The 14,428-nt window shown below is 60.0% G+C and carries 13 protein-coding genes and 1 pseudogene; 3 read left to right on the plus strand and 11 right to left on the minus strand.

Annotated elements, in window-relative coordinates:
• The 7 genes from AC1DRN_RS02400 to hutC form a co-directional block, all read right to left on the minus strand.
• Nucleotides 1-831, minus strand: coding sequence for a quaternary amine ABC transporter ATP-binding protein (locus tag AC1DRN_RS02400; protein WP_007975542.1), 831 nt, complete (start codon nucleotides 829-831; stop codon nucleotides 1-3).
• Nucleotides 828-1,679: an ABC transporter permease gene (locus AC1DRN_RS02405; protein ID WP_103396924.1), complete on the minus strand. Its 852-nt coding sequence runs from the start codon at nucleotides 1,677-1,679 to the stop codon at nucleotides 828-830. The genes AC1DRN_RS02400 and AC1DRN_RS02405 overlap by 4 nt, the downstream gene beginning before the upstream one ends.
• A gap of 70 nt (nucleotides 1,680-1,749) precedes the next feature.
• Nucleotides 1,750-2,718, minus strand: a complete 969-nt coding sequence (locus tag AC1DRN_RS02410; protein ID WP_223457813.1) for an ABC transporter substrate-binding protein — start codon at nucleotides 2,716-2,718, stop codon at nucleotides 1,750-1,752.
• Nucleotides 2,719-2,787: 69 nt separating this feature from the next.
• The gene (locus AC1DRN_RS02415) at nucleotides 2,788-4,257 is read right to left on the minus strand and encodes a purine-cytosine permease family protein (RefSeq protein ID WP_223457815.1); all 1,470 of its coding nucleotides are present in this window, start codon (nucleotides 4,255-4,257) and stop codon (nucleotides 2,788-2,790) included.
• 178 nt (nucleotides 4,258-4,435) lie between these two features.
• Nucleotides 4,436-6,118 (minus strand): urocanate hydratase, encoded by a 1,683-nt coding sequence (gene hutU, locus AC1DRN_RS02420; RefSeq protein ID WP_223457817.1) that lies wholly within the window; start codon nucleotides 6,116-6,118, stop codon nucleotides 4,436-4,438.
• 448 nt (nucleotides 6,119-6,566) lie between these two features.
• The gene (locus tag AC1DRN_RS02425) at nucleotides 6,567-7,136 is read right to left on the minus strand and encodes a HutD/Ves family protein (RefSeq protein WP_223457819.1); all 570 of its coding nucleotides are present in this window, start codon (nucleotides 7,134-7,136) and stop codon (nucleotides 6,567-6,569) included.
• 10 nt (nucleotides 7,137-7,146) lie between these two features.
• Complete coding sequence (gene hutC / locus AC1DRN_RS02430; protein ID WP_162135916.1) at nucleotides 7,147-7,857, minus strand: histidine utilization repressor; 711 nt, start codon at nucleotides 7,855-7,857, stop codon at nucleotides 7,147-7,149.
• Nucleotides 7,858-8,003: 146 nt separating this feature from the next.
• Between hutC and AC1DRN_RS02435 the strand changes: the two genes are divergently transcribed.
• Nucleotides 8,004-9,368, plus strand: coding sequence for a formimidoylglutamate deiminase (locus AC1DRN_RS02435; RefSeq protein ID WP_223457821.1), 1,365 nt, complete (start codon nucleotides 8,004-8,006; stop codon nucleotides 9,366-9,368).
• Between the two features lie 108 nt (nucleotides 9,369-9,476).
• On the opposite strand, the gene AC1DRN_RS02440 is transcribed toward AC1DRN_RS02435, so the two are convergent.
• Nucleotides 9,477-10,046, minus strand: coding sequence for a lipocalin family protein (locus AC1DRN_RS02440; RefSeq protein ID WP_223457823.1), 570 nt, complete (start codon nucleotides 10,044-10,046; stop codon nucleotides 9,477-9,479).
• A gap of 30 nt (nucleotides 10,047-10,076) precedes the next feature.
• Nucleotides 10,077-10,331 carry a hypothetical protein gene (locus AC1DRN_RS02445; RefSeq protein WP_008018937.1) on the minus strand — a complete coding sequence of 85 codons (255 nt, stop codon included), beginning with the start codon at nucleotides 10,329-10,331 and terminating at the stop codon, nucleotides 10,077-10,079.
• Between the two features lie 293 nt (nucleotides 10,332-10,624).
• On the opposite strand from AC1DRN_RS02445, the pseudogene AC1DRN_RS02450 reads away from it, so the two are divergent.
• A pseudogene (locus AC1DRN_RS02450) lies at nucleotides 10,625-11,647 on the plus strand (HAMP domain-containing protein); the annotation flags it as partial.
• Nucleotides 11,648-11,740: 93 nt separating this feature from the next.
• A complete protein-coding gene (locus AC1DRN_RS02455; RefSeq protein ID WP_411740693.1) occupies nucleotides 11,741-12,505 on the plus strand; it encodes a methyl-accepting chemotaxis protein in 765 nt (254 codons plus the stop codon).
• Between the two features lie 115 nt (nucleotides 12,506-12,620).
• Here AC1DRN_RS02455 and AC1DRN_RS02460 read toward each other — a convergent pair whose 3' ends face one another.
• A complete protein-coding gene (locus AC1DRN_RS02460) occupies nucleotides 12,621-13,223 on the minus strand; it encodes a DUF924 family protein (RefSeq protein WP_223457827.1) in 603 nt (200 codons plus the stop codon).
• Between the two features lie 3 nt (nucleotides 13,224-13,226).
• The gene (locus AC1DRN_RS02465) at nucleotides 13,227-14,237 is read right to left on the minus strand and encodes a class 1 fructose-bisphosphatase (RefSeq protein ID WP_108216199.1); all 1,011 of its coding nucleotides are present in this window, start codon (nucleotides 14,235-14,237) and stop codon (nucleotides 13,227-13,229) included.
• Nucleotides 14,238-14,428 lie beyond the last annotated feature (191 nt).

Below are 14,428 nucleotides of genomic sequence, written 5' to 3' on the forward strand. Positions count from 1 at the left end.
TTAAACCACCGCCGCCCGACGCTGCACAAAGCGGTCGACATATTCATCCGCCGGCGAGTGCAGGATCTCTCTCGGCGTGCCGACCTGGATCAGGCGGCCGTCCTTGAGGATCGCGATGCGGTTGCCGATGCGCACGGCCTCGTCGAGGTCGTGGGTGATGAAAACGATGGTCTTGTGCAGGGTCTTTTGCAGCTCCAGCAACTGGTCTTGCATCTCGGCGCGGATCAGCGGGTCGAGGGCGCTGAACGCTTCGTCCATCAGGATGATGTCGGTGTCTGCCGCCAGGGCACGGGCCAGGCCCACACGCTGACGCATGCCGCCGGAAAGCTGGTGCGGGTATTTGTTTTCGTAGCCCTTGAGGCCCACGGTGTTGATCCAGTGCAGCGCGCGCTCGGCGCACATGGCTTTGCTTTCGCCACGGATTTTCAGGCCGTAGGCGACGTTGTCCAGCACGCTCTTGTGCGGCAACAGACCGAAGCTCTGGAACACCATGCTGATCTTGCGCCGACGAAACTCGCGCAGGGCTTCCATGTCGTATTGCAGGATGTCCACGCCGTCCACCAGGATCGCGCCGCTGGTCGGGTCGATCAGGCGGTTGAAGTGGCGGACCAGGGTCGACTTGCCGGAACCCGACAGGCCCATGATCACGAAGATCTCGCCGCTGCCGATGCTCAGCGACAGGTCGTTCACGCCCACCACGCAGCCGGTTTCGGCCAGCACCTGGTCCTTGGTCTTGCCCTGGCCGACCATGGCCAGCGCGTCCTTGGCACGGTTGCCGAAAATCTTGAAGACGTTTTTGACTTCGATCTTGCTCACGGTTGCGTTGTTCATTTGCTCACCTCATGCCGTGCGCGACCGTACGCCTGTGTAATGCGGTCGATCACCACAGCCAGAATCACGATCGCCAGACCGGCTTCAAGGCCGCGTCCGACGTTGAGGGTCTGAATCCCCACCAGCACGTCTTCACCCAGACCACGGGCACCGATCATCGAGGCGATCACCACCATCGACAGGGCCATCATGGTGGTCTGGTTGATCCCGGCCATGATGCTCGGCAGGGCCAGCGGCAGTTGCACGCCGAACAGTTGCTGCCAGCGGTTGGCACCGAAGGCGTTGATCGCTTCCATCACTTCGCCGTCGACCTGGCGAATGCCCAGATCGGTCAGGCGGATCAGCGGCGGCGCGGCGTAGATCACGGTAGCGAAAATCGCCGGGACCTTGCCCAGGCCGAACAGCATCAGCACCGGAATCAGGTACACGAAGCTCGGCATGGTCTGCATGATGTCCAGCAACGGCATCAGCACCGAACGCAGGCGGTTGCTGCGCGCCGAGAGAATGCCCAGCGGAATGCCGATCAACACCGAAATGATCGTCGCCACCATCATTAGCGCCAGAGTCTGCATCAGCTTGTCCCAGAGGCCGACCGCACCCACCAGGAACAGCAAGCCGACAATGACGGCGGTGGTCACGACCTTGCGGGTCGCGTGCCAGGCCACACCGGCCACGATCGCCAGCATCAGCCACCAGGGCGCCGCACGCAGCAGGCTTTCGAGATTGACGATGGCCCACAACAGGGTGTCGGAGATGTGCCGGAACACGTCGCCGTAGTTGGTGACCAGCGAATCGACCCAACCGTTGACCCAGTCGGCGATGGAAAAGGTAAAGCTTTCGGGAAACATAAGAGACTCTCAATCAAGGGGTTGCGATCAAGCTTCCGGCTGCCGCTTTTGGCAGCCGGAGAGGCCCAACCTACAAGGCCGCGTCGATTTTCTTGGCTGCGTCTTCGCTCACCCATGCGTGCCAGACTTCAGGATGTTCCTTCAGGAAGATCTTGGCCAGTTTTGGTGATTCGATCCGCTCTTTGGTCATGCGCCCCAGGTTCTGGTTCAGCAGGTCGATTGGCACGTTGACCTTTTCCAGCACGGCTACCAGTTCTGGTGCTTCGTCGTGGAAAGTCTTGGACAGACCGACCTTGATATCCACGGTCTTGTTCACGCCTGGCTTCTCTTCGAGTTTCACCACATCAACCTGACCCATCAGCGGCGTTGGCGACCAGTAGTAGAACAGGATCGGCTCGCCACGCTTGTAGCTCGACAGCACGGCGGCATCCAGCGCCGGGCCGGTGCCTGGGCGGAAGTTGGTGTAGGTGCTTTCCAGGCCGTAGCTTTTCAGCATTTCGCTGTTGTCCAGCTCACAGGTCCAGCCGGCCGGGCAGTTGTAGAAACGGCCCTTGGATGGCTCTTCGGCGTCCTTGAAGATCGCCGAGTATTTGCCCAGGTCAGCAATGTGTTTCAAGTCCGGGGCCTTGGCTTCCAGCTTGCGCTTGGCGTCGCCTTCGATCACGTAGCGCGGTACGTACCAGCCTTCGACGGCACCCACCACTGGCGCGCCGACACCGACGACCTTGCCGGCCTTCTCAGCCTTGTTCCAGACTTCGCTGCGGCCGACCCACTCTTCGGCAAACACCTGGATGTCGTTGCTGCTCAGGGCGTTTTCCATGGTGATGGAGTTGCCCGGCAGGCTGTCGGTCTTGCAGTCGTAGCCTTTCTCCAGCACGACCTGCAGCACGTCGGTCAGGAGCATGGCGCTTTCCCAGTTCAGGCCGGCGAATTTCACAGGTTTCCCCGACTCGCACCAACCCGCCGCCTGAGTGGCGCCGGCGCTGGCCAGCAGGCCCATGGAAAGCAATGTGGTCAGCAGGGTCTTGTTCGATTTCATTGTTGTGACGCTCCTAATCATGAGTTGGCTTACGGCAGTCAAGAGGCATCCAGCCCTGTCCACGTCCAATCAGGCCTGCGCCGCAGCGCGACCCACATTCAGCTTTTGTTCGGTGATCGCGCCCTGCTCGACCGGCAGGATCAAACGATCAGGCACTGTGCCGTGCCATTTTTTTGCACACAGGTAATACAGGGCTGCGGGAAGCAGCAGACCGATGATCCAGGAAATATCCACATCACCCAGGGCCGCCACCAGCGGACCGGTATAGAACTTGGTGGAGATGAACGGCAGTTGCACCAGCACACCGAACACATAGACGCTGATACCGAGAAGGTTCCAACGACCGTAGCGACCATTCGGATCGGCCAGCGCCGGTACGTCATAGCGCTCGCGAGTGATGCAGTAGTAGTCCACCAGGTTGATCGCGCTCCAAGGTGTAAAGAACGCCAGCAGGAAAAGGATGAAGGACTTGAACGCACCGAGGAACGAGTGCTGACCGAGCAACGCCATGAGGGTCGCAGCCCCGACGATGACCAGCACGAACACCAGACGCTGCAAGCGCGTTACCTTCAGGTCACCCCGGAAACCGCTGATGATGGTCGCAATGCACATGAAGCTGCCGTAGGAGTTCAGCGTGGAGATGGTGACCTTGCCGAACGCGATGCTGAAGTACAGCAGCGCAGCGGTGGCACCGGTACCACCCAGACCAACGATGTAGGCCACTTCGTGGCCGGCGTATTGCCCGTTGGCCGAAGCGGCAGCGAACACGCCGAGGACCATCGCCACCTGTGCACCAATGACCGAACCTGCGCCAGCGGCGAAAAAGGTTTTTACCGAAGAAATCTTGCTCGGCAGGTAGCGAGAATAGTCAGCCACATAAGGGCCGAAGGCGATCTGCCAGGACGCTGCGAGCGACACCGCGAGCAAGAAACTGCTCCAGCTGAAGTGGCGGATTTGCAACAGTGCGCCAATGTCAACCTGGCTCATCAGACGACTGAACAGATAAACAAAGGCAATCACGCCAATGACACTGGCAACACGGCCGATCCAATGGATCACCCGATAGCCGAGCACCGTAACCAACACGATGACACTGGCGAAAAGGAGGATACCGACGGTGTCGCTGACGCCAAACAACTGGCCCAGCGCCTGGCCGGATAACACGGTTCCCGTTGCGGTGAAACCCAGGTACATCAAGCAGACCAGCACGATCGGGATGGCCGCGCCGTACACGCCGAACTGTACCCGACTGGAAATCATCTGTGGAAGGCCAAGCTTGGGGCCTTGCGCCGCATGCAGCGCCATCACGCCGCCACCCAGTAATTGACCGATCAACAGACCGATCAATGACCAGAACACATCACCGCCAAGCACCACCGCCAAGGCACCGGTGACAATCGCGGTGATTTGCAGGTTGGCACCCATCCACAGGGTGAACTGGCTCAACAGACGACCGTGTCTTTCCGCTTCCGGGATGTAGTCGATCGAGCGCTTCTCGATCAACGGTTTACTGCCTGCACGTTCGCTGTTAACAGCCATGGTTCAACCTCTGTGGATTGTTCTGGGAATTCACGGTGAAACTGCTTGTGGGCTTTGCTTTCTGTGGGAGCGAGCTTGCTCGCGATTGAGATCTGCCAGTCAGCACAGATGTTGAATGTGCCGGCCTCATCGCGAGCAAGCTCGCTCCCACAGGTAAAGCGGTACCACAGGTTCTGTGTTACTTGCCGGTAATCATCGGCAGGTTCAGCCCTTGTTCCTTGGCGCAGTCGATGGCGATCTGGTAACCGGCATCGGCGTGACGCATGACGCCGGTCGCCGGGTCGTTGTGCAGCACGCGAGCGATACGCTCGGCCGCTTCGTCAGTACCGTCGCAGACAATCACCATGCCCGAGTGCTGGGAGAAGCCCATGCCGACGCCGCCGCCGTGGTGCAGGGACACCCAGGTCGCGCCGCTCGCGGTGTTGAGCAAGGCGTTGAGCAGTGGCCAGTCGGACACGGCGTCGGAACCATCCTGCATCGATTCGGTTTCGCGGTTCGGGCTCGATACCGAACCGGAGTCCAGGTGGTCGCGACCGATCACGATCGGCGCGGACAACTCGCCGCTGCGGACCATTTCGTTGAACGCCAGACCCAGCTTGGCGCGCAGGCCCAGGCCAACCCAGCAGATACGTGCCGGCAGACCCTGGAAGCTGATGCGCTCGCGAGCCATGTCCAGCCAGTTATGCAGGTGGGCGTCGTCCGGGATCAGTTCTTTGACCTTGGCGTCGGTCTTGTAGATGTCTTCGGCGTTGCCCGACAGCGCAGCCCAGCGGAACGGGCCGATACCGCGGCAGAACAGCGGACGGATGTAGGCCGGTACGAAGCCAGGGAAGTCGAATGCGTTTTCCACGCCTTCTTCTTGTGCCATCTGGCGGATGTTGTTGCCGTAGTCGAAGGTCGGCACGCCCATTTTCTGGAAGTCCAGCATCGCTTTAACGTGAACGGCCATCGATTGCTTGGCGGCCTTGATCACAGCGGCAGGCTCGGTCTTGGCGCGAGCGCGGTACTGGTCCCAGGTCCAGCCGGCCGGCAGGTAGCCGTTGAGCGGATCGTGGGCGCTGGTCTGGTCGGTGACCATGTCCGGTCGCACGCCGCGCTTGACCAGTTCCGGCAGGATTTCTGCCGCGTTGCCCAGCAGGGCGATGGAGATCGCTTTGCCTTCGGCGGTGTATTTGGCGATGCGGGCCAGCGCGTCGTCGAGGTCAGTGGCTTGCTCGTCGACATAGCGGCTTTTCAGACGGAAATCGATGCTGACCTGCTGGCATTCGATGTTCAGCGAGCAAGCGCCAGCCAGGGTTGCGGCCAGAGGCTGAGCGCCGCCCATGCCACCGAGGCCAGCGGTCAGGACCCAACGACCTTTCAGGTCATCGTTGTAGTGCTGGCGACCGGCTTCGACGAAGGTTTCGTAGGTGCCCTGGACGATGCCCTGGCTGCCGATGTAGATCCAGCTGCCAGCGGTCATCTGGCCGTACATGGCCAGGCCTTTGGCGTCCAGTTCGTTGAAGTGTTCCCAGCTCGCCCAGTGTGGAACCAGGTTGGAGTTGGCAATCAGTACGCGCGGGGCGTTGGCGTGGGTCTTGAACACGCCGACCGGCTTGCCGGATTGCACCAGCAGGGTCTCGTCGTCGTTCAGGTTGGTCAGGCTTTCAACGATCTTGTCGTAGCATTCCCAGTTACGTGCAGCGCGACCGATACCACCGTAAACCACCAGTTCTTTAGGGTTCTCGGCGACTTCCGGGTCGAGGTTGTTCATCAGCATGCGCAGCGGCGCTTCCGTCAGCCAGCTCTTGGCGGTCAGCTTGTTACCGCGTGCAGCACGGATTTCAACGTCACGAAACTTAGTGGGTTTAATGTCAGTCACGAAAAAGACTCCTCAGCAATCAATCCAAACCAACCCAGGCAGTGGGCGAGCAAGCCAATGGGCATCAATGCACACCGGCGAATCAGTGGACGATGGTTGAGTCCTCGTGACTCATACACATACGTCTTTACTTGTACATACAAGCATATGCAATCAAGCGGCCAACTTGTTGGATGAGCATTCAAGAAAAATCCTGAAACGGCTGGAGAGCGCCTGGGACAAGGGTTCTGGCGTAGATGAAATTTTTTCGGGAGGATTTTTGTGGCGATGGGATTTTGTTACTTGAGCGTGGTTTTGCGCCACGCTGGGGCGTTCGGTAACAAAGTGGTGCGCGATGGGGAACGGATTTGAAGTGGCAAAAAGCATCGCGGGCAAGCCCGCTCCYACAGGATCTTCGCAGGACCTGTRGGAGCGGGCTTGCCCGCGATTGTGTCGCTTGAGTTTTGGGTCAGTGCGCGGACAGCTCAATCACACAGCATGGCCCGTTGACGGAGACTTCCAGCAGGCCAGTGTTACCGTCCAGTTGCAGGCAATCATGCCGGCCCAGTTGCGAAGTGTTGTTACCGACCTTCACTTCCAGTGCTTCGCTGATGCTGAACACCAACACCGTGCCCGCCGAACTGAAGAACCGCTGCTCGCCACTCAACCACTGCAACCGCGCAGCGTAACGCTGCGGTGCGTAAATCAGGTTGAAATCGCGAATCGGACCGCCGAGCAATGTGCAGGACACCTTGCTTTCACCGCTGAAGGCAAACGGATCCAGCGGTAACAGTGGCCGAGCGTCCTGACCATCCACCGTCAGGGTCATACCGTCGCCCTGTAAAACGGTGATCACCCGCTCATAACCGGCGAAGGTGGAAAAACCACCCGACTCGCCAATGTCGGCAATCGACAGGCGCCAACCAAAGCCATCCAGGCCAGTGCCGGCATCACGGGTGATTTCTTCAGTGCTGCCGCCGCCGTTTTTCCACGGCATGCGCGGGTAATCCTTGGCGCGTAAAACCTTCAACTGATTCATTTATGGCTCTCTATTTATGGAACCGACCTTCCAGACGATGACGGGAACCGGGGTGGATCAAGCGAGCGGCGGTCACTGGCTGACGACCGGACCAGGTGCGGCGACGAATCAGCAGGCACGGCTCGCCCTTTTCAATCTGCAGCAATTTGCATTCGGACGGCTCGGCCAGGATCGCCTCGACCACGTGCTCGCCCTCGGTCAGCGGCGCGACCTGGTTCAGATAGGCATAGGGCGTTTGCAGGGTGAAGTCCTGCTTGAGGTAGTCCGGTGCCACCAGCGCATTGACGAAACGGTCTTCGATTTGCACCGGAATATCGTTTTCGAAATGCACGATCAGCGAGTGGAACACCTTCTGTCCTTCGCGCATGTCCAGGGCCAGGGCGCGCTCGGAGCCGGCGGCCTCTTCTTCAAGGGTGATGACCTTGCAGGTGTGGCGATGACCGCGGGAGGCAATTTCATCGGCGATGTTGTGCACTTCGAACAGTGCGGACTGGCTTTTCGGCTCGGCGACGAACGTACCGACGCCTTGCATGCGCACCAGCAGGCCATCGGCGGTCATCTCGCGCAGGGCGCGGTTGATGGTCATGCGGCTGAAGCCCAACTGGCTGACCAGTTCACTTTCCGACGGCACGCGGTAGTGCGGCGGCCAGTTTCCACTGTCAATTTGCTGGGTGATCATTTGTTTGACGCGGGCGTACAAGGGCGCCGGACTGTCGCCCATGTTCGCGGCCAACGGAGAGACTGGAGGCGGAGTCGGCACGGTTAATCCTTGGTTATTTGAATGATGTCGCTAGCTTGCCGGAGTTTACCGGGCAGGCAAACGTCTGTATATGTATATACAAATAACACACGATAGGGTGATGAACCATGTCCGCCTTCTTTGCCGAACGCGCGCTGCTGCCTAGTGGATGGGCCAACAATGTACGTCTTGAGGTCAGCGCCGACGGCGTATTGACCCATATCCAGGCCGATTCCAAGGCAGATGGCGCCGAGCGGCTGAGCGGTCCGCTGCTGCCTGGCATGCCGAACCTGCACTCCCACGCCTTCCAGCGGGCCATGGCCGGGTTGGCGGAAGTGGCGGGCAATCCGAACGACAGTTTCTGGACCTGGCGCGATCTGATGTATCGCCTCGTCGGAAAAATCAGCCCGGAACAACTCGGCGTCATCGCCCGCCAGCTGTATATCGAAATGCTCAAGGCCGGTTACACCTCGGTCGCGGAATTTCACTACGTGCATCACGACATCAATGGTCAGCCTTATGCGGACCCGGCCGAACTGGCCCTGCGCATCAGCCAGGCCGCCAGCTCCGCCGGTATCGGCTTGACCCTGCTGCCGGTGCTCTACAGCCATTCAGGCTTCGGTGGCCAAGCGCCGAACGACGGTCAGCGTCGCTTTATCAACAGCACTGAAAACTACCTCAAGCTGCAATCGCGCCTGCAACCGGTGCTGGCGCAGCAACCGGCGCAGTCGCTCGGCTTGTGTTTCCACTCGCTGCGCGCGGTCACGCCGCAGCAGATCAGCGAAGTACTGGCGGCCAGCGACAAGCAATGCCCGGTACACATCCACATCGCCGAGCAGCAGAAAGAAGTCGACGACTGCCTGACCTGGAGCGGTCGTCGCCCGCTGCAATGGCTGTACGAAAACATCGACGTCGATCAGCGCTGGTGCCTGGTTCATGCGACCCACGCCAACCCGGAAGAAGTCACGTCGATGGCCAGGAGTCGCGCTATCGCCGGCCTGTGYCTGACCACCGAAGCCAACCTCGGCGACGGGATTTTCCCGGCGGTGGATTTCCTCGCCCAAGGCGGGCGCATGGGCATCGGTTCCGACAGTCATGTGTCATTGAGCGTGGTGGAAGAATTGCGCTGGCTGGAATACGGCCAGCGTCTGCGCGACCAGCGGCGTAATCGTCTGTATGGCGCGGATCAGCCAATGGTCGGCCGCACGTTGTTCGATGCCGCGCTGGATGGCGGCGCCCAGGCGCTGGGCCAGCCGATTGGCGCGCTGGAGGTCGGCAAGCGTGCCGACTGGCTGGTGCTCGATGGCAACGATCCGTATCTGGCGACAGCCAATGGTGACGGAATTCTCAACCGCTGGCTGTTTGCCGGCGGTGATCGCCAGGTGCGGGATGTGCTGGTGAACGGCCAGTGGGTGGTGCGTGACGGGCGGCATGCCGGGGAAGAAGAAAGCAGCCGTGCCTTCACTCAGGTACTGCGCGATCTTCTGAACTAATGCAAAAAAACCTGTAGGAGCGAGCCTGCTCGCGATGGWGTRTCAGTCGACATCATTGTGTCTGAYACWCCATCGCGAGCAGGCTCGCTCCTACAGGGTCATGCGTTGTTAGTTCGAGGTCTCGGCCATCTGCTCTTCCGACGCCCGCCAGATCAGCCGCGTGGTGTCGTAACCCTGCTGACGCGCCTTGCTCAGCAGCTCCTCACGCACCACACCGTTCACGGTCGGCGAGCGCGACAACAGCCACAAATACTTCCGGCTCGGATCACCGACAATGGCGGTCTTGTAGTCATCGCTGACGTACAGCACCCAGTATTCGCCCTTCGCCGTACCCGGGATCAGCCTGGAGAACCAGGTATCGAACTCGATCCACAGCTTGTCGCCCTTGCCGGGCTCCTGTGGATAAGCCGTGCCCTTGACCTCTTCCCATTGCCACTGTGCCGTCAGGCAGCGATTCAACACCGCGACGTTGCCGTCGGGTTTGAGCGTGTAATGGGCTTCGGATTGCGCGCAGTCGCGCTGGAAGTACATCGGCATACGAGCCAGCTCGTACCAGGTGCCCTGGTAGCGCTTGAGGTTGACGCTTTTGACCGTCTTGGGAGCCAATGGATCCTGGACAGACGTGGCACAGCCGGCCAATACCAGGCCGGCAAAAAGGATGATCAATAACCGCTTCATTATTTTTCTCCCGCGGGCAAACGCCCCGGTTTACTTCAGGCCTTGGCCGGAAAACATCAGCACTTTGTCACCGGCGAACTGCACGCTGATAAAGCTGTTCTTGTCGCCCCAGGTGCAACTGGACATGCCGAGCGCGCCTGAACAATCGGCGGGCTTGCCCAACAGGGTCTCCACATCGGCTTTCGCCATGCCGGACGAGAGCTTAGAGTAGTTTTCCTGATTGACTTTGCTGCAGGCAGCCAGCAACACGCAAAACGAAAGCAGGGCGATGGAACGCAGCGACATGGTGAAACTCCGGGGGGCGTAGGGATTGGCATGGCTGCCAAGCTGAAGCTTAGAAGAGAAAACCCCTGTGAGGTTCCGTACCCGGCAGGCTATTTATCGGGCCACTCGTCTACCTTTTGCCGAAAATCAATCACTTTCCTTGTTCATCGAGCATTTCGTCGTTTTTCAGCAAATCCGCCTAATCTTTGGCGCCGATCAGTCGACATACATGCAACGCAAAGCCAAGTCGGTGGTATTTGCACCCCCCTTTTGTAGACCTGACCCTCTGCGGTAGCTCATCCATGACCAGAAACATGAAGTTCAGCCACAAGATCTTGTTGGCTGCCGCCCTCGTGGTGGCCGTCGCATTCGCTTGTTTCATCCTGTTCAACGACTATCGCCAGCGCGAAACCTTGCGCAACAGTACCGAAGCCTCGATGCAGGAACTCGGCAGCCTGACCACCAGCAACATCCAGACCTGGCTGGAAAGCCGCATGCAATTGCTGCTGTCGATGGCCCAACAGATCACCGCCGATGGCAATGCTCCCGCCAGCCTGAAACGGATCATCGACCTGCCCGCCTACACCGGCAACTTCCAGCTGAGTTACTTCGGTGGCGCCGACGGGGTGATGTTCTCGGTCCCGGCGGGCAACCGCGCGGCGGACTACGACCCACGTGTCCGTGGCTGGTACAAGGCGGCCAATAGCGCACAACAGACCATTGTCACCGAACCGTACATTGCCGCGTCTTCCGGCAAACTGGTGATCACCGTGGCCACCCCGGTGCAGCACCAAGGCCAGATGATCGGCGTCGCCGGCGCCGACATCGACCTGTCCAGCGTCAGCGCAATCATCAATTCGCTGAACTTCGGCGGTCACGGTCATGCGTTCATCGTCGGTGCCGATGGCAAGATCCTGGTTCACCCGGACAGCAAGCTGGTGCTCAAGAACCTGACCGAGGCCTATCCGAGCGACACCCCCAAAGTCAGCCCGGGCATGAAAGAAGTCGAGATCGACGGCAAGCGCCAGTTCATCTCCTTCACCCACGTCAACGGCGTGCCATCGGCGAACTGGTACGTGGCACTGGTGCTTGACCAGGAAACGGCGTTCTCGATGCTCAGCGAATTCCGCACCTCGGCGATCATCGCCATGGTGATTGCCGTGGTGATCATCATTGTGCTGCTGGGCATGCTGATCAGCCTGCTGATGCAGCCGCTGTTGACCATGGGCCGCGCCATGCACGACATCGCCGAAGGTGAAGGTGACCTGACCAAACGCCTGACCATTCACGGCCACGACGAATTCGGCGCGCTGGGACTGTCGTTCAACCGCTTCGTCGAACGCATTCATACCTCGATCATCGAAGTGTCCTCGGCCACCGGCCAGGTCAACGAAGTGGCGCTGCGTGTAGTGGCCGCGTCGAATTCGTCGATGTTCAACTCCGACCAGCAAGCCTCGCGCACCAGCAGCGTGGCCGCGGCGATCAACCAGCTCGGTGCCGCCGCCCAGGAAATCGCCCAGAACGCCGCCCTCGCCTCGCAACATTCCAGCGATGCCCGCAGCCTGGCCGAAGACGGCCAGCAGGTGGTGGATAAAACCATCGCAGCGATGCAGCAGCTGTCGGCCAAGATCAGCGACTCTTGCGGCAACATCGAAACCCTCAACAGCAACACGGTCAACATCGGGCAGATTCTGGAAGTGATCACCAGCATCTCCCAGCAGACCAACTTGCTGGCACTGAACGCAGCCATTGAAGCAGCACGTGCCGGTGAGGCCGGGCGTGGTTTCGCGGTGGTGGCCGATGAGGTGCGCAACCTCGCTCACCGCACCCAGGACTCGGCGCAGCAGGTGCAGACGATGATCGAAGAGCTGCAGGTCGGCGCCCGGGCAGCGGTGGGCATCATGACCGACAGCCAGCGCCAGAGCGAAAGCAGCGTCGGCATCGCCAATCAGGCAGGCGAACGCCTGGGCAGCGTGACCCAGCGCATCGGCGAGATCGATGGCATGAACCAGTCGGTCGCCGCCGCCACTGAAGAACAGACGGCTGTGGTGGAGTCGATCAACGTCGACATCACCGAGATCAACACGCTGAACCAGGAAGGTGTGGAGAACCTGCAGTCGACCTTGCGTGCGTGTGCCGATCTTGAGCAGCAGGCGGCGCGGTTGAAGCAGTTGGTGGGTAGCTTCAGGATCTAAGACCTTCACCGGCCTCATCGCGAGCAAGCTCGCTCCCACAGGGATCTTTGTCGCACCGGAGATCTACTGTGGGAGCGAGCTTGCTCGCGATGACGGATTCAGCAACAGCGCAAAATTAGAACCTTGACCCAGGCTTTGAGAGAAACGCCAACTCCTCAGCCGTAGACTCCCTTCCCAACACCGCATTGCGATGCGGAAACCGCCCAAAATGCGCAATCACCCTCTGATGCCGCTCGGCGTAATCCAGGTAATCGGCAAACAACGCTCGGTCACCTTCAGGCTGCTGCGCCACCAATTCGATATAGCGCGAGACGCCTTCGTTCTGCACCGCGAGGTCTTCGCTGTGCTCGAACACCAGGTAGATGAACACCCGCTGAATCGGCCGCAACTGCCGATCGAAATCCGCGGCAATGCCTTGGGCTACCAGCATCTGCGCCCGGAGATCGCCTGCAAAGGCTTTGGGAATATCGCGAAAGATCATTCGCGGGATTTGATCGAGCAACAGCACCAGGGCCAGCCAACCTTCGGGATGTTGCATCCACTCGGTCAATCCGCCGGCCAGTGCCTGCTCGGTCCAGTCCCCGAAACGCTCGCGCGCTTCGAGGTCCTGGCTGTCGCGCTTGCCGAACCACAACTTGCCCTTCTGCGCCGCCACTTCCCTCGCTGATTCGGAGCTTCCGAACCACCAGTCAAGCAACGGCTGCCAGGGCGCGGTCATGATTTATTCCTTGTGGTAAGCCGTGACGCGGGCAACTTCTTCTTTCGAACCGAGGAACACCGCAACACGCTGGTGCAGGCCTTCCGGCTGGATGTCGAGGATGCGCTGGTGGCCGTCGGTGGACGCACCGCCCGCCTGTTCCACCAGGAACGACATCGGGTTGGCTTCGTACATCAGGCGCAGTTTGCCCGGCTTGGAAGGCTCGCGGCTGTCGCGTGGGTACATGAACAAACCGCCGCGGGTCAGGATGCGGTGCACGTCGGCCACCATCGCAGCGACCCAGCGCATGTTGTAGTTCTTTTTCAACGGACCGGTCTCACCTGCCAGCAATTCGCCGACGTAGCGCTGTACCGGAGCTTCCCAGTGACGCTGGTTGGACGCGTTGATGGCGAATTCCTGGGTGGTTTCAGGAATGGTGATGTCTTCGTGGGTCAGCACGAAGCTGCCCATTTCACGGTCCAGGGTGAAACCCTTCACACCGTGGCCCAAGGTCAGGATCAGCATGGTCTGTGGGCCGTAGATCGCGTAACCGGCGGCTACCTGCTGGGTGCCTGGCTGCAGGAAGGCCTTTTCATTCAAAGGTTCGTTCTGGCTCAGGTATTCGTTCGGGCAACGCAGTACCGAGAAGATGGTTCCGACTGGCGCGTTGATGTCGATGTTCGACGAACCGTCCAGCGGGTCGAATACCAGCAGGTACGCACCTTTCGGGTATTTGCCCGGGATCTGGTAGGCGTTGTCCATTTCTTCGGACGCCATGCCGGCCAGGTGACCGCCCCATTCGTTGGCTTCGAGCAGGATTTCGTTGGAGATCACGTCGAGCTTCTTCTGCACTTCGCCCTGGACGTTTTCAGTGCCCATGCTGCCCAGTACGCCACCCAGGGCGCCTTTGGACACGGCGTGGCTGATCTCCTTGCAGGCACGCGCCACCACTTCGATCAGGAAGCGCAGATCGGCAGGAGTGTTGTTGCTGCGGGTCTGCTCAATCAAATAGCGACTCAAGGTAACGCGGGACATGGAAGGCTCCGGAGGAATGGGGGGGCTAAAAACCCGCGCAGTTTAGCGCGAGTCGGGGCGCATTTCCTCCTATCAGACGTGATCGGCCGAAGAGAGTTCATGCGCGGGGATGAGCGTAGTTGGAAAAGGGCTGGATGTGAGCCGTGAATGGGGGGCGAATTCGATATTTTTGGTGTCAGTTCCGACTTGCC

It is taken from the genome of Pseudomonas sp. P5_B3 (assembly GCF_056400405.1).